Below are 20,689 nucleotides of genomic sequence, written 5' to 3' on the forward strand. Positions count from 1 at the left end.
AGAGTCCGAGAATATATATCTGAATCATTCCGATGCTACCGGATTTGATATAATTCGGAGGGGCGAGAAACCGGGTTTATTCGAGTTGGGCGTTGGGTGAGGAAAAATATTCCAATAAACCCGGTTTCTGAGATGATGAGTAATATCGTTTCCGGTTGGATCGTCAGGTGATTTAACCGCAGATTACACAGAGTACACAGAGTACACAGAGTCCGAGAATATATATCTGAATCATTCCGATGCTACCGGATTTGATATAATTCGGAGGGGCGAGAAACCGGGTTGATTCGAGTTGGGCGTTTGGTGACGAAAAATATTCCAATAAACCCGGTTTCTGAGATGATGAGTGATGCGGAGGGGCGAGAAACCGGGTTGATTCGAGTTGGGCATTTGGTGACGAAAAATATTCCAAATAAACCAGGTTTCTGAGATGATGAGTGATGACCAATGACTGATGACTAATGACTAATGACTACTGACTAGCTTGAGATTAGAACTACAAAATAATGATAAATGCCTTAGCCCTCCCCGTAACAGAAGAAAGTCAAGTCGGAGAAGCGCGGCGAATTGCAGTCGCCCTCGCGGCCGAAGTCGGATTTGATGAGACCGATCGCGGTAAAGTAGCAATTGTCACCGCCGAAGCTGCAAAAAACGCGGTAAAACACGCCAGCGAAGGAGAGATTTTGCTGCAAACTGTAAAAACAGACGCAGGATATAGCATTGAAATAGTATCGTTAGACCGGGGGCCGGGAATGGCAAATGTCGGCCAGTGTCTGCGAGACGGTTTTTCGACTGCGGGAACTCTGGGAACCGGACTCGGCGCGATTAAACGCCTTTCTAGTTTTTTTGATATTCATTCTGTACCGAAACTGGGGACAGCTTTATTAATGCGCTTGGAACCGACTCAGAATCGCCTGGAAACTTCCCAAAACAGCAATTACTTGGAATTTGGGGTCGTCAGCTTGCCGAAAGCAGGAGAGGAAATTTGCGGGGATTCCTGGGCGACAGAAAACGATCGGGACAAAAATCTAATTTTAGTTGCTGACGGGCTCGGCTACGGGGTTTTGGCGGAGGAAGCTTCGCAAGAAGCTGTCCGGGTATTTGGGGAAAGTGCTAAACTCGGGCCGAAAGCTATTTTAGAGAAGGCGCACGCTGCTTTAAAAAATACCAGAGGAGCGGCTGCTGCGATCGCCCTGATCGATCGTACCCAACAAACAGTCTGTTTTGCCGGAATTGGCAATATCTCTGGTGTAGTCGTGACAGATAACCGCAGCCGCAGCATGGTTTCTTACAACGGTACTGTTGGACATCGGATGCTCAAAGTAGCAGAATTTGTCTATCCTTGGTCGCCGCATTCCTTGCTAGTCATGCACTCCGACGGTTTGGCGACGCAGTGGGATTTCAACCGCTATCCGGGTTTGGCCGCGAGACATCCGGCTTTAATCGCGGCGGTGCTCTACCGGGACTTCAAACGGACTCGCGATGATATGACAGTTGTCGTGGCTAAGGTAAGACAACCAGCTTAATACATACCACTTTCAAAAAAAAATGAAACTCTAGGCGAGAACTCAAACATGATAGTCATCAGTGATTCCACAATCGAAAATCGAAAGTCGAAAATCGAAAATGGCATTAGTTACCCAATCCTGACGACGGAAGTCCGCTTTGAGCAAGATATCGTACAAGTACGCCAAAGAGCGCGCCAAATTGCTAAGGGGCTAGGATTCGATTCCCAAGCACAAACTCGCATCGCCACAGCAGTTTCCGAAATTGCCCGCAATGCTTTTAAATATGCAGGGGGCGGTAAAGTAGAATTTATTGTGGAAGGGGAATCGCGCCAATTTTTTCGGACTCGGATTTCTGACAGCGGGCCGGGAATTGCTGATTTATCGGCGGTTTTGAGCCCCGATTTTCGATCGCAAACCGGTGCGGGACTCGGTTTGGCGGCGGCGAAACGGTTGATGGATGACGTGCAAATCGATTCTTCGCCCGATCGCGGAACTGCTGTACAGTTAATTAAGCAGTTTTCTAAACAAATGCCTGCTCTGAGCGCGATCGAACTCAATGAATTAGTTGACAAACTAGCGCGCCAAATTCCCGAAGATCCCTACGCCGAAATCCAGCAACAAAATCAAGAATTGCTGCGTACTTTAGACGAACTCCGCCAGCGTCAAGAAGAACTCGTACAGTTAAATCAACAACTAAAAGATACCAATCGCGGAGTTGTGGCACTTTACGCCGAATTGAACGAAAAAGCAGAATTTCTCCAGCGCGCCAGCGAACTCAAAACCAGCTTTCTCTCCAATATGAGCCACGAGTTTCGCACTCCCCTAACGGCAATTTTAAGTCTTTCCGAGATTTTGTTAGAGCGCCTCGACGGAGAACTTTCACCAGAACAAGAAAAGCAAGTAAATTTTATTCACAAATCTGCCCTTTCTCTGGCAGAACTTGTTAACGACTCGTTAGATTTAGCCAAAGTAGAAGCTGGAAAAGTCACTGTTCGCGTTGCTGATTTTGAAGTCGAAGATTTGTTCAGCGTGCTGCGGGGAATGATGCGCCCCCTGCTACCCCAAAACTCTGCCGTTACTCTGATTTTTGAAACGCCTCGGGAACTTCCAACCCTCACAACGGACGAGGGAAAACTTTCTCAAATTTTGCGAAATCTGATTTCAAATGCTCTCAAGTTTACTGAAGCCGGCGAAGTGCGAGTTGCTGCGGAAATGGAAGAGGGGGGAACTGTTACTTTTTCCGTGGCAGATACGGGCGTTGGTATTCCGCCAGCAGACCAAACGCGGATTTTTGAAGAATTTGTCCAAATCGAAAATCACTTGCAGAAGGGCGTGAAAGGCACGGGATTGGGATTATCTTTGTGTAAGAAAATGACTGAATTTCTGGGGGGAAGTATTGAAATTGAAAGTTCGCCCGGAGCGGGATCGACTTTTTTGGTCAATTTGCCGGTTGTGTATGATGGAGATTTAGAAAAACCTTTGGAAATGTCTGCTGCTAAGGGGGTGAAAACACCGCTTTTTCTAGCAAATTCTCGATCGCCTGTGCGGGATTCTGCAGCAAAAATTTTGGTGGTGGAGAATGAAGAGTGTCTTTCATTTTCCCAAGGACTTGCTGGCAGAAATTCATTGTATCGCGATCGGGGCTGCCAGCGCTGCTGAATGTTTGGGATCGTCGGTTAGTTTTTAGACTGGTTGCATCAATCTTCGATCGGGAAACCGCAGATTTAAGGTAGATCGACGCAGATATAGCCTTTCTGCGATCTCATAGGAGGTACTATCTGGGATAGGCCAAACCGGGCATAGGGCAAACCGGGCATAGGGCATACCTCACTTTTTTGAGAAAGGCTATAGGTTGACAAAAAGAAAGTTTATTTAATTTGTAACAGCATTTAACACTTGTACTGTAAAATGTATCAGTTCTAAGTTGCCGACTGTACAGTAGGGACTTAGGCTGTGTTTTTGTTTGTGTTAGCGCGATCGGCTAAAATGCACGATCGATATCGTTTTTAGCAAAGGTTCGATCGCAAAATAATGCAACCTTAGCTAAGATCCAAAGCTAAGATCCAAACCCTTACCAAAATAAGCTCTTCTAAAATCTTCAATCTAAAATCGCCAAGCCAAAATCTAAAATCGCATGACTTTCATTTCCCTTCAATATGTCCTATTTTTGTTAGTTTTGTTAGCTGCTTACTGGTCAGTTCCGCTGCAGTGGTGGCGGCTGTTTATCATGCTGGTAGGTAGTCTGATTTTTTACGCTTCGCTGCAAATTTGGTACATTCCTCTGTTGTTAGTCAGTATTGTGTTTAATTACTGCTTGGCGATGGCGATTGGAGAACCTCTAGATTGGCGGATTGCTAATGCTTCTTGGAACCGCCGCCGTTTGTGGTTGCTGTGGATCGGAATTGCGCTGAATGTGTTGCTGTTGCTGGGTTTTAAGTATGTGCCTTTTGTATTGAGTTCGATCGGCACTTTGTTGAATTGGCCAGTTGCTCTCGACAGCGCTAACTGGGTAAAAACTCACGTCATCGCACCCTTGGGATTGAGTTTCTTTTGCTTTGAGTGCATTTCTTATTTGATTGACGTGTACCGAGGCGCACCGGCGGCTACTTCGCTGCTGCACTTTGCTGCTTACAAGTTGTTTTTTGCGAAACTGATTTCTGGGCCGATTACTCGCTATCACAACTTAATCTATCAACTGAAATCCCAGAGTTTTCCGACACCCGATCGCATTTCTGAAGCACTTTGGACGATCGCCTTCGGTGCAGTTAAAAAAGGTCTTTTTGCTGACAACTTGGGAATTTATGTCGATTTAAGCTTTACCAACTTACAACGGGCGGGAAGCGAGGATTTGTGGCTGGCAATTTTTGCTTACGGGCTGCAACTTTATCTCGATTTTAGCGGCTATGTTGACATGGCGCGCGGTACTGCTTTGCTGCTTGGTTGGTATTTGCCACCAAATTTTGACTTCCCTTATTTTACTACCAGCATCGGTGATTTTTGGCGGCGCTGGCACATGACTTTGGGCGATTGGCTGCGAAATTATTTATATTTTCCGTTGGGTGGTTCCCGTGTCGGTTTGTGGCGCACTTGTCTCAATTTGTTCACCGTCATGTTAATTGCGGGAGTTTGGCACGGGGCGGCTTGGGGATTTATTGTGTGGGGGGCTTTGCACGGTTTGGCTTTGGCGCTGCACCGATTAACAGATGTGACTTTTAAGCGGTTGCGAATCGAGTTTTTGTGGGAAAATCCGATCGGGATGGCGATCGCTTGGCTGCTGACTCAGGCGATGGTTTTTAGTAGTTGGATATTCTTCCGCCTTCCCGATTTAAAAGATTCTGGATGGGCAATTTCCCATTTGTGGGGACACCCTGCTGACGTACAGTTTGCTAATAAAGTTTATGTAGAAGCTTTGGGTTTGGACAGAGTGCAGTTGGCTTGGATATTGGCGGCTGTGGCTGCAGCAATGCTGCTTAATTATGGCTTCAATCGCATTTTGAAAGTGGAGTTAAATTGGCCGATAAAATTGGTATTAGTGCCGCTTTGTTTCTACGCGGTTTGGCTGTTAGCTCCCGAAGGCGGTTTGCCTTATATTTACTTCGATTTTTAGGGCATTATCTTAATATAGGTTTGTAGTAAGGACTTTAGTCCATATAACTGGTTCCCAGGTTCTGCCTGGGAACCAGTGAAAGCACCCTGCAAATACATTTAGGTGCAACATCGGGCCCAGACTACAATTGATAGGAACACCAATCACTCCAGCTACCGACATAAAGTTTTGCATCGGGAATTCCAGCGATTTCTAAAGACAGTAAATTAACGCAAGCTGTCACCCCAGAACCGCAATAAACAATGATTTCTTCCGCTTTTCCTAATTCCGTCCACCGCTGTTTTTGTTCCGAGGTCGATCGCACTTTTCCCGTTTCATCCGTCACCCCTTGCCAAGGGTAATTGACAGCACCCGGAATGTGACCTGCAATCGGGTCAATTGGCTCCCGCAAGCCCGCGTATCTCTCGCTCTCTCGCGAATCAACCAAAACTCTGTGCGGCAAGTCTTTTCGCTCTTTGACAGCCTGAATGTCAACGATCGCATCCCGCTGCAATTCCGGTACAAATTTACCCTCCCGATATTCCGGCAAAATATTTGTTACCGGATATCCCGCCGCTTTCCAAGCGCCAAAACCGCCATCTAACAAAGCAACTTTGCTGTGTCCCATATATCGCAGCAGCCACCACAAACGAGCAGCAAAAGCCAGCCGCGAATCGTCATAAGCCACAACTAAAGTTTCTCCTAAATTAATGCCAGCCGCACTCAATTTTGCCGCTAATTCTTCAATATTTGGCAGCGGATGTCTGCCGCCATGTTTACCAACTGCACTCGCGAGATCTCGATTTAAATCTAAATAAAAAGCTCCGGGAATGTGACTTTCTTGATATTGTTTTTGTCCCAATTCGACATCGGCGAGGGAAAACCTACAGTCAATAATTACAACTTGCGGATTTTCGGTATTGGCGGCCAACCATTCAGAAGAAACAATTAAATCGTTGTCATTCATAAGTGTTTAAATCGGTGTTTGATATCTACATTTGTGGACAAAAAATCTTCCTAATTAGGGCAGAATGCGGCGCACTTACCGCTTCTCGGATTCGGCTTTTTTAATTAGATTTCTTAGGAGTTTCTGGCTCCGGTTCTGGCTGTTCTGAATTAGATTTTTTGGGAGTTTCTTTTTCCGAAGTTGCTTTTTTGGAATTAGATTTTTTAGGAGTTTCTTTCTCGGAAGTTGCTTTTGGGGAATTAGATTTCTTAGGAGTTTTTTTATCCGGTTCGGCTTTTTTGGCTGGTGCGGGAGTTGGCTCTGGCTGGGGTGGATTTACTGCGGCTTCTTGAGCGTAAAGCAGGTATTTCTGATACTCGATTACTTTTGTCTGAGCTAGTTGATGGTTGGAGCTAGACACCGGTACTCTTCTCATCAACGATACTGCTTCTTGCCAGCGATCGCCAACTATCGTCCAATCTTCCTTGGTTTTTGCGACTCGCCCTAATTCTGCTGCTTTAACTGCGCTGTTAACTGCGTCTCGAAAAGTATCCGGTACAGTTGGTAAATTCGCTATTTCATCGGGTTTATTCCCCGCAGTTGCTGGCTGCTCGTTCAAAATTTTACCGACAAATGCTACTACCGCGATCGCCAACATACCAGTAACCAGCGCGACGACAATAAAAGTCGATCGCAACCGCTTCTCAAATACCGCTAATTCCGCCGATTGCTCCTCCTCAATATCACTCTGTGTCTCTTCTGTGCGATCTTCCACCTTCGCAACAGCAGCATCTGGCACAGATTCTTCCACAAAGCTCTGTTGTTCCAAAGTGCTGTTTTCTAAACTAAACTCCTGAATCCAAGCAGGCACAATCTGACCGATTTCTCGCCCCTCAACCTTCACTTTGCTAATCGAATCCGGCTGCAAATCTGTCAGTTGGCTGCGGACAAAATCAACTAATATATGTTCGAGCGGTACTTGCTCGGCTTCAAGAATTATATCCAAACAGTCGTCGTCGAGGTGCGCGGAGGCTGCGATCCCTTCAGATTGTAACTGGCTGTTTAGCCAAGATGCGATCGCCTGCGGATCTCCCTCCTTGGCAAGTTCCTGAAAATTAAGCTCTGTCATAGCTGGACACCTGATAATGCAGAAAGTTCGGCAACGGATTATGTAACGGATGGAAGTCCGAAGAAGGAAGAAGGAAGAAGGAAGGAGGAAGAAGGAGCAACTAATAGTTTTTTTGAGTTTAAAACACCATAACACCAATTTTTTATGAGGCTGCTCCCGAATCCGATCCCCCCTTAGCTTGCCCCCTACTCCCCCTTAATAAGGGGGGGGACAAGATTCCGATCAAAGTCAACCCCTACTCCCCTTCTTAAGGGGGATTTAGGGGGATCGAGATATTTGCAACTTGACATTAAATTGACATAAGTGAAATCCAACAAATAGTATAATCTATCGCGGCAAATCGCAGATCGCAGATATAAACGATCGCTCTCGATCGCCCCCGCGGCATCCCTTCGGGAAAAACTGCACTCCTCACGAAAAACCTGAGTCCGTTTTGTAGTAAGGACTTCAGTCGTCGGAAATTTGATACCGTGCCCGGAGCTCTATCTACCCCAGGGCGATCGAGTCAAACCGCAAGCCTCGCGCCTCAAACCGACATCCGGCGGGAAAAAGACAGGGCACGCCCGGATTGGAGATTGGAGATTTAAGATTAAAAAATTGTGCGATCGCAGTGGCATCGACGGACTGTGAGTGATATCATCAGTTAGTCAATATTCAAGTTTTTATAGCAAAAAACTCGATCGCACAATGATAGCAATAGCAATTTTAGCGGCTGGACGCGGCACGCGCATGAAATCTGACTTGCCCAAAGTTCTCCACGAATTGGGCGGGCGAACCCTCGTTGAGCGAGTCCTTCAAAGTTGTCAAGAAATTGAAATTTCCCGGCGACTTGTCATAGTCGGTTATCGCAGCGAACTCGTTAAAGAATCTCTGATTGAAGGTAAAGAAATAGCGGACAATCCTCAATCTCCTCCCCTAGAATTTGTCGAACAAACCGAACAATTGGGAACCGGTCACGCCATCCAACAATTGCTGCCTCACTTAGAGGGATTTCAAGGAGATTTGCTGGTCTTAAATGGCGATGTACCTTTGCTGAGGGCAGAAACTATCAAACAATTGATGGTCGTTCACAAACAGCACCAAAACTCGGCTACTATATTGACAGCTAATTTGCCCGATCCTCAAGGATATGGGCGAGTATTTACCGACAGTCAAAACTTAGTTCAGCAAATTATAGAAGACCGAGATTGCACCCAAGCTCAAAAGCAAAACCACCGAATTAATGCAGGTGTTTACTGCTTTCACTGGCCGGATTTAGAGAAAATTTTGCCAGATTTGAAGGCAGATAACGACCAAAAAGAATATTACCTAACTGATACGGTAAGTAGCCTTTCTCCGGTGATGGCGGTGGATGTCGAAGATTATCAAGAAATATTGGGCATTAACGATCGCAAACATTTAGCCACAACTTCCGATATTTTGCAAACGCGGATCAAGGATAAGTGGCTGAGGGCGGGAGTGACACTTATCGATCCCCACAGCATTACGATCGATGATACCGTAGAGTTGCAAGCGGATGTGGTAATTGAACCGCAAACTCATTTGCGGGGAAAAACTTCGATCGCCTCCAGGAGTCGCATCGGGCCCGGATCTTTGATTGAAAACAGTCAAATTGGCGAAAATGTGACTGTGCTTTATTCGGTAATTTCTGACAGCATTGTCGCCGAAAATTCGCGAATCGGCCCCTACGCGCACTTGCGGGGACACGCCCAAATAGGCGCAAACTGTCGCGTCGGCAATTTTGTAGAATTGAAAAATGCTCAAATTGGCGATCGAACTAATATCGCTCACTTGTCTTATTTAGGCGACGCGAGTTTGGGAGAAAAAGTCAACATCGGTGCTGGGACAATTACCGCCAATTACGACGGAAAGAATAAGCACAAAACTCAAATAGGATCGGGAACTAAAATCGGTTCCAACAGCGTGCTGGTTGCACCGATAACTTTGGGAGAAAATGTTACAGTAGCAGCAGGTTCTGTCGTAACTGAAGAAGTGCCGAATGACTGTTTAGTAATTGCCCGATCGCGGCAAGTTGTCAAACCAGGTTGGAAACTCAAAGAACCGGAAAAATAACATTATTATGTACGCACATTCTTCTGTTGACTGCGCCGATCGCACCGGCTAGTTTTGTAGTTAATCTCTGTCGGTGGGGCGCAAAAGTCAACTAATCAAGCCACGAAAACTGAAACCAGCGTAATCGTGTTGTATGTAGCCTTTCTGTGTTCTCATAGGAGGTACTATCCGACATAGGGCATAGGACATAGGACATAGGGCATATCTCACCACGCTTGAGAACCGCTATAGCACTTCTCCTGACAGTTGCGGGACAGCGGCAGATTTGCATTGCTCTTTCCTCTTTCCGTCTGATGGCTGCTTTTCACCAAAACCGAATAGTCGCGGATTATAGCACAATTGAACGCGATCGAACTGCTTTGTTTAATCGCTGCCAGATTGATTGTAGAGCGAGGAAATGCTGCCTCTAATCCTACAAACCTAGTCATATAGCAATATGTAGCGTCTAGTCCCGATCTCAACGCTAGCAATAGCGTAAATTAATGTGCGAAGTGACAATAATTGATCTATACTGAGCGCAAATCACCGATCGAACTAGGCATCATCCTGGGGCGGATTTTCCCCGATCGGGTTTTTGAAAATATTTGCTTTGAAAGTCGATCGGTTCTGGTTGAAGCATTGCTTTTAACCTAGTCATTACGACTTTTCAATTGCCCATTTTTTATGTCTCAAGGGGTGGCACTTTATAATCCATTCCTGGATTCGTTTGCCTTCCTATCCACTGCGCCTTAATCGTTATTAATTGCCATGCAAGTTACATCTGTTGCCGAGTTTTCTACAAGCAATATTCAGGTGATTCGCCGAGATGGTTCTACGACGGAACTCGATATTACAAAAATTCGCGCAGTCGTCAACTGGGCTTGTCGAGAACTATCGGCAAACCCGATCGCCCTAGAAGCCAGCCTGACCACTAAGCTGCGTCCCGGCATTACAACCAGAGAAATTCAAGACAATCTGATCCGCTGTGCGTTGGAGTTGTGCAGTCCTGAAGAACCCGATTGGCGCTATGCCGCAGGGAGGCTGCACATTTGGAGTTTGTGGAAAGACATTCAGGTGAGTCGGGGCTATCAATATGGTGACTATGCCCGGACTGTGCAAGCTAAAGTCCTCGAAGGGCAGTACGATCGTCGCATCTTGACCTACACTCCCGCAGAGTTAGAAATTGCCAATGAGTGGATCGAGCCGGATTGGGATGCTGACTACGATTACGCTGGAGCCGTGTTGCTGACCAAACGGTATCTATTGCCGAATGAATTGCCCCAAGAATCCCTTTTGACCTGTGCGCTGTTGTTGGCCTGGGCGGAAGCACCAGAACAGCGGCTCCAGTGGGCCAAGCAGTTCTATGAAATGTTGGCACGCCGGCAGATTTCTTTGGCAACGCCGATTCTGGCAAACCTGCGAATTCCTGACGGTTCTCTCGCCAGTTGCTTTATCACCGCATTAGATGACAATCTCGAAAGCATTTTTTCTGGGATTCATGATGCCGCTAGGATCTCTAAAAACGGTGGCGGTGTCGGCGTGAATTTGTCTCGGATTCGCGCAACGGGCAGTTGGGTGATGGGGAAAGCCAATGCTTCGGGCGGGGTGATTCCCTGGGTGAAGCTGCTCAACGATACCGCAATCGCCGTCAATCAGGGCGGACGGAGAGCCGGGGCGATCACCGTCAGTTTAGATACCTGGCATTTGGATTTGCCCGAATTTTTGGAGATGCAAACCGAGAATGGGGATCAGCGGCGGAAAGCCTATGATGTGTTTCCGCAGTTGGTGGTTAGTGATGAGTTCATGCGACGAGTGGAAGCCGATGCGGAGTGGACGCTGATTGACCCCTATGAGGTGCGAACAAAGCTGGGCATCGAACTGGCTGAACTGTGGGGAGAATCTTTTGAAGCTGCCTACGCTCAAATCGAAGCCAGCTTGGATCGAGAAATTACGCTATACAAAAAGGTGAATGCTCGTCTGTTGTTCAAAGACGTGATGCGAACTCAGTTAGAAACTGGAATGCCCTATCTTTGGTTTAAGGATACGGTCAATCTGGCAAATCCTAATCAGCATCAAGGCTATATTCCAGGTGGAAATCTCTGTCAGGAATCTTGGTCGAATGTGAAGCCAGGGGAAGAAGCCCATACCTGTAACTTGGTCAGCCTTAATCTGGCAAATTTAGAAGATGATGCGCGATCGATCGAACAGATTTGTCAGACAGCCGTGCGGATTTTGGATAACACGATCGATCTAACCACACCGCCCTTTGCCGCCAGCACCACACATAACAACAAATATCGCACGATCGGAGTGGGCTGCATGGGGTTAGCCGATTGGTTGGCCAAGCGCCATCTAACTTACAATCACCTGCAAGAGATTAGCAATCTGTTTGAAGACATCGGTTACTATTGCACCGCCGCATCAATGAATCTGGCAAAAGAGCGAGGAGCCTATCCTGCTTTTCCCGGCAGTGAATGGAGTAAAGGTCATTTGGTAGGAGCAAAGCCCGTGAAGTGGTTTTTGGAAAACGCCCGTCAGCCGGAACGTTGGCAAACCTTGAGTCAGGCGATTCAACAGCATGGCATTCGCAATTCCCATATCACGGCGATCGCACCCAATACCTCTTCATCCTTAGTCCAAGGTTGTACTGCCAGTGTGTTGCCCGTTTATAGCAGGTTCTTCTATGAAAAATGGGCCAAAGGGACGGTTCCGGTTGCGCCACCTTACATTCGGGATCATTTCTGGTTTTACAGTGAAAACAAGACGCTGAATCAACGGGTGGTAATCCACGCGATCGCCACGATGCAGCAGTGGATTGATACAGGAATTTCAATGGAATTATTGTTCAATCTAAATGCAGGTGTGTATTTTCCTGATGAACCAGATCGCTCTCTCAAGGCAAAAGATATCTTTGACATCTTGGTGTTAGCTTGGCACTCTGGCTGCAAAGCAATCTACTACATTCGCACCGTACAGAAAGATAGTTTCAAAGAATCTAACGATGGCTGTGTTGCTTGCGCGAATTAACTGATTATTTCACGGTTGATAAACTGTGTTCATGAACTGCCCTCAATTGTTGTATTAACTATATCGGATGAACTCACAATGGTTTTAAGTCTAGCTACACCCATTCCAGCGACTGCATCAAATCGAATGCCAATTAACCCCGTGTTCAATCCCCTGGGGAATGATGCAACAGGAAATCGCAAAATTTGGTTTGGCGAAACAACCAACTTAATGCAGTTGAACGATGTTCGCTACGGCTGGGCAGTTGGGCTGTACCGACAAATGCGGGAAAACTTTTGGATTCCTGAAAAAATTGATGTGACTCAGGATGTGACTGATTATGCTAATCTCACGACTGGGGAACGGCGAGCTTTTGATGGCATCCTCAGCTATCTGACATTTCTCGATTCGGTACAAACCTGCAATGTGCCGCACATCAAAAATAGTGTTACCGCACCCGAAATCTCCTTGTGCATGGCGGAACAAATTTCTCAGGAGGCAATGCACAATCAGTCCTATCAGTACATCATTGAAACCATTGTTCCTAGCGATCGCCGTTCCCAAGTTTATGAGTTTTGGCGCAGCGATCGAGTGTTGAAACAGCGCTGTCAATTCATCGCCGGACTGTATCAAAAGTATGTTGACGATCCAACCCCAGAAAACTATTTTGTCTCGCTGATGGCAGATTATCTGCTAGAAGGGTTGTACTTCTACAATGGATTCAACTTTTTCTACAATCTGTCCTCACGGATGCTGATGGCTGGAAGTGCCGATATCTTTAGAATGATCAACCGAGATGAACTTTCCCATGTGCGGCTGTATCAGAAATTACTTCCAGAAGCGATGGAAATCTTTCCGCACAGTCAGGAGCAAATCTACGAAATGTTTGCGACTGCGGTGGAACACGAGTCTCAGTGGGCCGAGCACATTGTTGGAGATAGCATTCTAGGTATCACAACCAGCAGCACAGAGCAATATACAAAGTACCTTGCGAATCAGCGACTCAAGGCGATCGGCTTAGAACCGCTTTTTCCTGATATGAAATACAAGAAAAGCCCCTACGCTCATTTGGAGCGATTTTCAGATACCAAGAAAGAGGCCAACACAAAAGCCAACTTCTTTGAGTCCAGTGTCACCAGTTACGTGATGTCTTCTAGCCTTGAAGGTTGGGATGATTTCTAGCTTTTGGCGATCGAACTGACACTCTTCATTGATTCGTCGCGGGGAATGTCAGTCCGCTAAAGTCTAAGATGTTCTTGATTGAATGTTAACTAAATATTTATTAGCTTTTGTTTTCCCCCGATCGCACAAAAGCTAATAATATATATAACCTTTCGAGCGAAAAGCACACCCACAAACTAACAACAGCTTAAAGGAACGAAAATTTAATAAATTAAACATCTGCCACACTTCTCTATCTCTCCAGAAGCTCAGGGTTAAAGAGAGGCAGAGCCTCGCCAATCTGCATTACCAGGCAGAGCGAAAGTAACGAGCCAATCGCTTAATTTATATCGTTTTCGGTTGCATCGGAATGATGTTAACAGTCAACAGTCAACAGTTAACAGTTAACAGTCAACAGTTAACAGTGAATTTACTATTCCGATGAAGAGAGGATTTAATATTATTAAATTTTCATTCCTTAGTGCGATCGCCCTCTCCCTTTCTCCCCCTCTCCCCCTCTCCCTTTCTCCCCCTCTCCCTTTCTCCCCCTCTCCCTTTCTCCCCTTCTCCCCTTCTCCCCCTCAATCGCCCTACACAATCTATATAAGCAACAGCTTACTCGCAGACTCGTCCAAAAATTGATGCGTCACAGCGATTCAACCCAATCCGCGCCAACAACTCCTCTCTTAGCGGGCGGTGGAAACGCATCCCAAACTTTCCTTTCCTTCTAGGCCAGAACCACTAAAAAATCAAGGGGGTATTTAAGTCGGATTTTGTATTATTCATAGATTAGCTTAAAAATTTCTCGCCTACAACTAATGTCACGAGTTTACTTGCGCCTTGGTTTGAGATAGGCTGTGGCGCGGCGAATAATCTTAAATAAACGCATAAAAACGTTGAAAAATCTCAGCAATTAGAGCTTGAGCTACCATCAACAGCTTTAGCAAAGAAATATGAGACTGTGCGCCTCAAAATAACACAATTTTCTCCTTTTTAATCCCCATCGCTGACTTGTGCGGTGCTAAATTCAGATACTCGCAAATCAAGTCAACAGTTTTTTGCTGTTCTTTGGCGATCGCATTACTTCCCAAACAAACGCGATCGCCCCCCAACATCAACAAATCAACATAGTAGCTGAAATTCCCCTCGCTATCTGCTATTGCGTTTAATTCCACCGCACAAATATTGCGAGTTGAGCCTTGTGTAACGCGATTCAGCCACAAACCCCGTCGTTTAACGGTCATTTTGTCACAACTTTTATCAAAAATATAAATTTCATCTATTGCGCCGTCCAACAAACACAGCGAAAACAACAAAAATATACCTCCACCTATCCAATTTGACACGAAAACAATCTGCCCTAAGCCAATTACGATAAAAGGAGAAATTAATAACAAACCATCCCAGAATCTATAAGTTTGAATTGTTAGTTGAGTTGGTGTTTGCTTGATAACTTTCATGAGTCGATATTGGGATTTTGCCAACCAGGTTATTTAGAAACGAAGATTTAATAAATTAAACATCTGCCATACTCCTCTATTTCCCGAAGCGGCAAGATACAAATTTTCTAGAGTTTTGACTGAGAACTTTAGTTTTCCTGTTATTTCTACAGAAAAGGTCTTCACTACAATTATCAAACAGTTTTCTTTTCAGGTCAATTCATATAATTCATTAATTAAATTCATAAAAGTCATAATTATTGTATGTTGAGGGCGGCCAAGATGCCAAACCCCTACTCCCCACAAGCGTTTATTCAAACTTGGCTGTAAAGTTTAGAGGTTGGATAATTAGGACTTAGATAAAACCGAGAAACCGGACTTTTTACCGAATCTGCAGATTACAACGCATCTTTTCGCAAAAACAACCGGTTTCTTGAGTCGAAGTGTATCCAAGACTGCATCTGAACTTCACTTTCCCAGCATTCCCCAATAAACCGCGCCGTAAAGTTGAGCAGCCTGCATAGCTTCTTCATCATAACCTTGAGCTTTGAACAAAGCCTCGGCCTGTTTTAGATAACCCATTGCTTGTTCTTTATTTTTTGTTTTGTCTTGAAGTATCAAAGCCAATCCCAACTTCATGTGAGCATCAGCATCATTAGAATCACTTTTGATTGCAGTTTCCCAGTGGGCAATTTCCTCTTCTACCGTCTCCCATTTAAGTTCGTTAGAGTTGTCTGCCGGAAAACCGTCAATACCGTAATTTCGGATATCCAAAAAGGTCGCAATCACTTCAGCTTTTTTATGATAGCCTCCCAAACTACCAGTGGTAAAACCAGAAGTTAGAGGAACACGCTGCTTACCTGAGTGCAACACAAGACAGATACGATATTTATTGCTTTCACTATCTAAAATTCCCTGTATTTCCACACCTGAAATATCTTGAAGTAGGTATTTCATAACTTTCGTGTGTTCAATTTCCATGCCTGAAATACGTTTAAGTAACTGTTTGATAAATTTTATTTTGGCCATGAGTGGTTTATGCCAATTGATAGTCATATGACCGAGATTTTTGTCAAATGTAATGGTCTCTATCTCTACAAATATCACTAACAGCAAACCAATGAGGGCAAATAAAACAGCGAAAAAACCGCCAGAAAAGAAAACCGCAAACATACCGAATAATAAAAAACTCCCGCCCACAAATAGCTGTATCCAAAATGCGGACATTTCAACGAATTCTAGTTTATCTGAGGTCGGTTTCATGACTTTATATTTAATTGATTTTAAGTGAATGTGTACGTGGGTTATTTAGCCTTTGCTTGGACGATCGCCTTTTTGGTATTGTCAATGGCTTTGAGAGCATAGCCATCGCCCGGACGTGCTTGTAAAGCTCTCTTAAAATAGATTAAAGCTGTTTGATATTCTCCCTGTGCGTAGTAGGCATAGCCGAGTTTCATCAATTGTTTGAAATCACCTTGTTGAGCGCTAACAGTAGCAGAATTAGGCTCAGAAATAGGTGCTGGTGAAAGTTGAGGGGATGACTCGGAACTTGGAGATTGCTTGGAAGCAGGAGATTTCTCTTGATTTGGGGATGAAGAAATGCTGAAATCTGAAGGAAAAGAAGAGGGCGATTGCTCGCTAGATCCTTGGTTTACGGTTATGGTTCCAGACTGAACCAATTTTGGAAACTCTGCGCCATAACTTACCACAGTAATAATGCCTCCTAATAAAAACATTGGCTATGCAGCTAGTTGAATCAAAAGTGTTTTTATGATTTTTTTATTGCTCCATTTCTTAATATAAAAAATTAAGGCAGCAAATGGAATAAACCAGTAAAGTAATCCCCAAACTACTTCTTCTTGGAAAGCTTGAACTAATCCCCAGATAGAACCAACAATACTTAAAATAAAACCCAGACCAAAAAATAAGGCGATCGCAATTCCAGACATTTTCTATTTTTCCGTTGATTTATAGTTATTTGGCAAACTGTCAAGGTTAGGATTAAAAGGAATTTTTAACCCGAAACTCTTTTGGCTGTTTGCTGTGTTAAAAATAGATTAGCGGTGAAAGCAGTCCGATCGCGCACAGCGAATGTTAGGATTTTGGTTAGGAATTTGACTAGGAACTCGATCGCGACTGCCACAAATGACACCCTCAAACCTCGATCGACCAGAAGAACCTTTTACACGGGCTAGCCGCGACTGGGACATCGAAAAGCTTTACAGCGACTTAGCAAACGCCAAACAAGAATTTGCCCCCCACACCAGAAGAGGGCTAACACCAGTGGAAAAAAGGCATTTGTGCGGCTTGCTGTGCGGGTGTAGCCCGGCCGAAATAGCGGCACTTCTCAACAAACAAATCAAAGGTGTAGAGGTTGACTTATCTAAAACTTTGTATCGATATATAGAAACGCTGACAAATCGGCCTAGAAATGCTCTCAAAAATTGGAGAGATGCGATCGACTGGCTGGATATAGCCGGGTATAAAAAACAACTAAAAACCTCATCCGGCGCAACCTTAAAAGCCACTCTCCAACATTCAGACAGCATTCTATCCGCCGCCATCAGTCCCGACGGACAATTACTCGCAACAGGTTCCCACGACAGTACAGTGAAGGTTTGGAGTTTGCACAGCGGGGAACTGTTGCGGACTATTTGCGGACATTCAACAGCCGTGTTGCTAGTTGCTTTCAGCCCCGCTAGCAAAACGCTGCTGACACGATCGCGCGCGGGCACAGTCAAACTCTGGAACCTGCAAAACGGCGAACTGCTGAAGCGTTTAGCAGAGGTACACCGCCACGAATCCGTCGCTGTGAGCCCCGACTGGCAAATTTTGGCGATCGGCACCACCAGAGGCACTGTCAAGCTTCAGCACCTCAACAGCGGCCAACTGCTGCAAGTTTTGGAAGGCTATCAAGGAGATGATATAAGTGCGATCGCCCTGAGTCCAAACGGCAAAATGTTAGTAGCCAGCGGGTTGAATGCAGCCAGCGGTTTCTGTCGCGCCACCGTCACTTTGTGGGAACTACCGGGGGGAGAAGTGAGGCGAACGTTTGGCAGCGAAAATTATGTAGCAATTACTCCCAATAGCGAAATTCTTGTCAGTTATGGCTACAAAAATATCGCCCTGTGGAATTTGCAAACAGGCGAATTATTGCATTCTATGGAAACAGGAATTCGGATCACTTCCGCCGCCATTAGCCCCGACGGGAAATACTTTGCGGTGGGCTGTTTTGACGGCACTGTCAGACTTTGGAATCTTGGCGGCGAGTTGCTGCAGTCTTTGGAGGGAAATTCGGGCCCTGTGTCTGCGTTGGCGATCGGGCATTTGGGCGAAACTCTGGTTAGCGGTAGCGAGAATGGTACAGTTAAACTTTGGCAGTTGCGAATTTAATATTAATTTCAATAATTATTGCTAGAATCATCCCTCTAATACCAATTATTCAAACTAGCCTATCCTGGTAAATACAAAAACGGTTCGCGCGTGCGGAATTTAGTCCGTAAAATCCAAAATTCTGCGGACTGATATCAAATCTGGTAGCATCGGAATGATTCAGATATATATTCTCGGACTCTGTGTACTCTGTGTACTCTGCGGTTAAATCATTCCGATCCAACCGGAAACGATATGAAGTCCACACGCGCGAACGAATTTGATTGCGATCTACCCACCGGGCATGATAGAAAATACCAGGATTCCCCCAGGGACAAAGCACTATTTTATTCTAATTTTTGTGGCTGTGTCCTGATTTTTGTTACCGAAAATCAAACGGCTTTTCTAAGCAACAAAAACCAGCGTTCCCTGGTTGGATTCCAAAGTATCGCCCATTTGCGTACCGTCATGAAAAGCACCCAGAATTACCTCGCTAGTTTTGCCGATCGCGATCGCACCGCTAGCATCAATCCCGATCGCCCCAAAATCCCGCTGGCGCGAGTCAGCTTCCGCAAAAGAACGCTCAAAAGCAGCCTTCAAACTCAAACCATCCGTTACCCGAATCACAATCCGCGCCGCCAAACACTCATCCATAATGTGCTCGCCGATACCCGTACAGCTAACCGCGGCATTCCCCGTAGCGTAATTTCCCGCCGGCATCGCCGAGTCGCTAACCCGCCCGATCCGTTCAAAACCCTTGCCGCCAGTCGAAGTTGCAGCAGCCAAACGCCCCCCGGAATCCAAAGCTACAACTCCGATCGTACCAACACCCGCAGGTTCCGCCACCACATCAGCCATTGCCTTGCTAAAATTGCCTTGGCGTTCCTGCATCCACTCGTGCAAACGCAAATCCGTCATCGGATCGTAAATCGGCAAATGAAGTTCTCGCAGCAATTCCGCCGCCCCAAAATCAGACAATACCCGATCGTCCGCAGCCTGCAAAAACTTAGCAAGTTCGATCGGATTTTGAACCCGAGAAACATTAATCGCGCCGCTGAAACGCTGCAGCCAACCGTCCATCAGCGAAGCACTCATCCGAATTTGCCCGTCCGACTGCACCACAGAACCGGTACCGGCATTAAATCGCGGGTCATCTTCCAACAACCGACAGCCTTGTATCACCGCATCTACCGCACTCGCACCGTCTTTGAGCAGCGGATAAACGGCCTCCAAAACATCATAAAGCGATTTGCGAACCGCCTCAATTCCGCCCTTGCTGTGTAGAGAACTACCGGCACCGCCGTGAATAACTAACTTTGGTTGCACTTGTTGCGATGCCATACTTTTAACCGTAAAATTTTTCTTTTGCAATCTTAGCTTTTGTTAGGCAAAGAGCAAAACATTTTTAATTTTCTGAACTGTTGCGACGGCGGCGACAGCGATCGGAACAGTATTTCACCTCATCCCAGCAGTCGGCCCATTTTTTGCGCCAGGTAAAAGGTCGATCGCACACAGGACACATCTTAGTCGGTAACTCAGATTTCGATCGCTGCTTAGCCATGCTAATTTTGACAACAATACACTATCTTAAATTATCCGCGTTAATCCGCGTTAACCTACATTAGAACTCTTGCAAAAATAGAGTGCACCCCACCCCAACCCTCCCCGAACTCGCGGGGAGGGGGCAAGATTATTCTTGTTTCCCCCCGCGGGAGGGGGGACTTGCGGGGGGTGAATTTGACTTTTGCATATATATTAAATCTGCAGTTTTCCGATAAATTCAAAATTTATGCAATAACTATAATTCAGCTATCTCCGAGTAACAATGGTCGCAACGGCATTAACCAACATCCGAATCGTCTTAGTCGAACCCGCAGGGCCATTAAACGTGGGATCGGTAGCCAGAGTGATGAAAAATATGGGTTTGCACCAATTAATTTTGGTCAATCCCCAGTGCGATCATTTAGGGCAAGAAGCCCGACTGATGGCTGTTCGCGCCGCCGATATCTTGGAAACGGTTAAAGTAGTAGCAACTTTGCCAGAAGCTTTGGTAGGATGTGTCAGGGCGATCGCAACTACAGGAGACGACAGTCGATCGCACCCAATGCAGCTAGAAGCACCAGCCGATGCTTTACCTTGGCTTCTAGAAGCCCCCAGCGCCCTAATTTTTGGTCGAGAAGACTGCGGCTTGACTAACGCGGAATTAAACCGCGCCCAGCGCCTGATCCGCATTCCCAGCAGTGACGCTTATACTTCCCTAAATCTCGCTCAAGCAGTCGCTATTTGCTGCTACGAATTATATCGGGAAGAAGGTTCGGCAACGGATTTTGTAGCGGATGTAGCGGATGTAACCGGGAGAAGTTCGGCAACGGATTTTGTAGCGGATTTAACGGATGCTACGCAGAGAAGGGAAAAGTCCGAGGGTATATTTTCCCAGTCTCCCCCTCTCCCAATCCCCCCCTCTCCCAATCCCCCCCTCTCCCAATCTCC

18 protein-coding genes are annotated in these 20,689 nt (G+C 45.9%); 9 read left to right on the forward strand and 9 right to left on the reverse strand.

Annotation, left to right across the window (positions count from 1 at the left end):
• Positions 1–506: 506 nt before the first annotated feature.
• From QUA97_RS22285 to QUA97_RS22295, 3 genes are all read left to right on the forward strand, one after another.
• Entirely contained in the window at positions 507–1,526 is a 1,020-nt protein-coding gene (locus tag QUA97_RS22285) for an ATP-binding SpoIIE family protein phosphatase (RefSeq protein ID WP_333196115.1), read from the forward strand.
• A gap of 48 nt (positions 1,527–1,574) precedes the next feature.
• Positions 1,575–3,167, forward strand: coding sequence for an ATP-binding protein (locus QUA97_RS22290; protein ID WP_333196117.1), 1,593 nt, complete (start codon positions 1,575–1,577; stop codon positions 3,165–3,167).
• A 475-nt stretch (positions 3,168–3,642) separates the two neighbouring features.
• Positions 3,643–5,115, forward strand: coding sequence for an MBOAT family O-acyltransferase (locus QUA97_RS22295; RefSeq protein WP_333196119.1), 1,473 nt, complete (start codon positions 3,643–3,645; stop codon positions 5,113–5,115).
• Positions 5,116–5,236: 121 nt separating this feature from the next.
• Here the strand turns inward: QUA97_RS22295 and QUA97_RS22300 are convergent, their stop codons facing one another.
• Positions 5,237–6,061 carry a sulfurtransferase gene (locus tag QUA97_RS22300; protein WP_333196122.1) on the reverse strand — a complete coding sequence of 275 codons (825 nt, stop codon included), beginning with the start codon at positions 6,059–6,061 and terminating at the stop codon, positions 5,237–5,239.
• Positions 6,062–6,161: 100 nt separating this feature from the next.
• On the reverse strand, positions 6,162–7,169 hold the full coding sequence (locus QUA97_RS22305) for a hypothetical protein (protein WP_333091457.1): 1,008 nt from the start codon (positions 7,167–7,169) through the stop codon (positions 6,162–6,164).
• A gap of 462 nt (positions 7,170–7,631) precedes the next feature.
• On the opposite strand from QUA97_RS22305, the gene QUA97_RS22310 reads away from it, so the two are divergent.
• Together QUA97_RS22310 and glmU are read left to right on the forward strand one after the other, a co-directional pair.
• The gene (locus QUA97_RS22310; protein WP_333196124.1) at positions 7,632–7,799 is read left to right on the forward strand and encodes a hypothetical protein; all 168 of its coding nucleotides are present in this window, start codon (positions 7,632–7,634) and stop codon (positions 7,797–7,799) included.
• A gap of 57 nt (positions 7,800–7,856) precedes the next feature.
• Positions 7,857–9,242 carry a bifunctional UDP-N-acetylglucosamine diphosphorylase/glucosamine-1-phosphate N-acetyltransferase GlmU gene (glmU, locus tag QUA97_RS22315; RefSeq protein WP_333196126.1) on the forward strand — a complete coding sequence of 462 codons (1,386 nt, stop codon included), beginning with the start codon at positions 7,857–7,859 and terminating at the stop codon, positions 9,240–9,242.
• 206 nt (positions 9,243–9,448) lie between these two features.
• Here glmU and QUA97_RS22320 read toward each other — a convergent pair whose 3' ends face one another.
• Positions 9,449–9,670 carry a hypothetical protein gene (locus tag QUA97_RS22320; protein WP_333117491.1) on the reverse strand — a complete coding sequence of 74 codons (222 nt, stop codon included), beginning with the start codon at positions 9,668–9,670 and terminating at the stop codon, positions 9,449–9,451.
• A gap of 319 nt (positions 9,671–9,989) precedes the next feature.
• On the opposite strand from QUA97_RS22320, the gene QUA97_RS22325 reads away from it, so the two are divergent.
• Together QUA97_RS22325 and QUA97_RS22330 are read left to right on the forward strand one after the other, a co-directional pair.
• Positions 9,990–12,248, forward strand: a complete 2,259-nt coding sequence (locus tag QUA97_RS22325) for a ribonucleoside-diphosphate reductase subunit alpha (protein WP_333117489.1) — start codon at positions 9,990–9,992, stop codon at positions 12,246–12,248.
• Between the two features lie 126 nt (positions 12,249–12,374).
• On the forward strand, positions 12,375–13,409 hold the full coding sequence (locus tag QUA97_RS22330) for a ribonucleotide-diphosphate reductase subunit beta (RefSeq protein ID WP_333091461.1): 1,035 nt from the start codon (positions 12,375–12,377) through the stop codon (positions 13,407–13,409).
• Between the two features lie 947 nt (positions 13,410–14,356).
• Here the strand turns inward: QUA97_RS22330 and QUA97_RS22335 are convergent.
• The 4 genes from QUA97_RS22335 to QUA97_RS22350 form a co-directional block, all read right to left on the reverse strand.
• On the reverse strand, positions 14,357–14,848 hold the full coding sequence (locus QUA97_RS22335) for a hypothetical protein (RefSeq protein WP_333196130.1): 492 nt from the start codon (positions 14,846–14,848) through the stop codon (positions 14,357–14,359).
• Between the two features lie 447 nt (positions 14,849–15,295).
• Entirely contained in the window at positions 15,296–16,090 is a 795-nt protein-coding gene (locus QUA97_RS22340) for a tetratricopeptide repeat protein (protein WP_333196132.1), read from the reverse strand.
• Between the two features lie 41 nt (positions 16,091–16,131).
• A complete protein-coding gene (locus tag QUA97_RS22345) occupies positions 16,132–16,563 on the reverse strand; it encodes a tetratricopeptide repeat protein (RefSeq protein ID WP_333196134.1) in 432 nt (143 codons plus the stop codon).
• 3 nt (positions 16,564–16,566) lie between these two features.
• Positions 16,567–16,776: a hypothetical protein gene (locus QUA97_RS22350; RefSeq protein WP_333196136.1), complete on the reverse strand. Its 210-nt coding sequence runs from the start codon at positions 16,774–16,776 to the stop codon at positions 16,567–16,569.
• A 196-nt stretch (positions 16,777–16,972) separates the two neighbouring features.
• On the opposite strand from QUA97_RS22350, the gene QUA97_RS22355 reads away from it, so the two are divergent.
• Positions 16,973–18,220, forward strand: coding sequence for a WD40 repeat domain-containing protein (locus tag QUA97_RS22355; RefSeq protein WP_194069418.1), 1,248 nt, complete (start codon positions 16,973–16,975; stop codon positions 18,218–18,220).
• A 384-nt stretch (positions 18,221–18,604) separates the two neighbouring features.
• Here QUA97_RS22355 and QUA97_RS22360 read toward each other — a convergent pair whose 3' ends face one another.
• Positions 18,605–19,540, reverse strand: a complete 936-nt coding sequence (locus tag QUA97_RS22360; RefSeq protein ID WP_194069416.1) for an isoaspartyl peptidase/L-asparaginase — start codon at positions 19,538–19,540, stop codon at positions 18,605–18,607.
• Positions 19,541–19,604: 64 nt separating this feature from the next.
• Positions 19,605–19,760 carry a DUF2256 domain-containing protein gene (locus QUA97_RS22365; RefSeq protein ID WP_194012978.1) on the reverse strand — a complete coding sequence of 52 codons (156 nt, stop codon included), beginning with the start codon at positions 19,758–19,760 and terminating at the stop codon, positions 19,605–19,607.
• 264 nt (positions 19,761–20,024) lie between these two features.
• Between QUA97_RS22365 and QUA97_RS22370 the strand changes: the two genes are divergently transcribed.
• On the forward strand, positions 20,025–20,689 hold a 665-nt coding region (locus tag QUA97_RS22370), incomplete at its 3' end, for an RNA methyltransferase (RefSeq protein WP_333196148.1).

The organism is Microcoleus sp. CZ3-B2, assembly GCF_036705055.1.
Taxonomy (GTDB): domain Bacteria; phylum Cyanobacteriota; class Cyanobacteriia; order Cyanobacteriales; family Microcoleaceae; genus Microcoleus.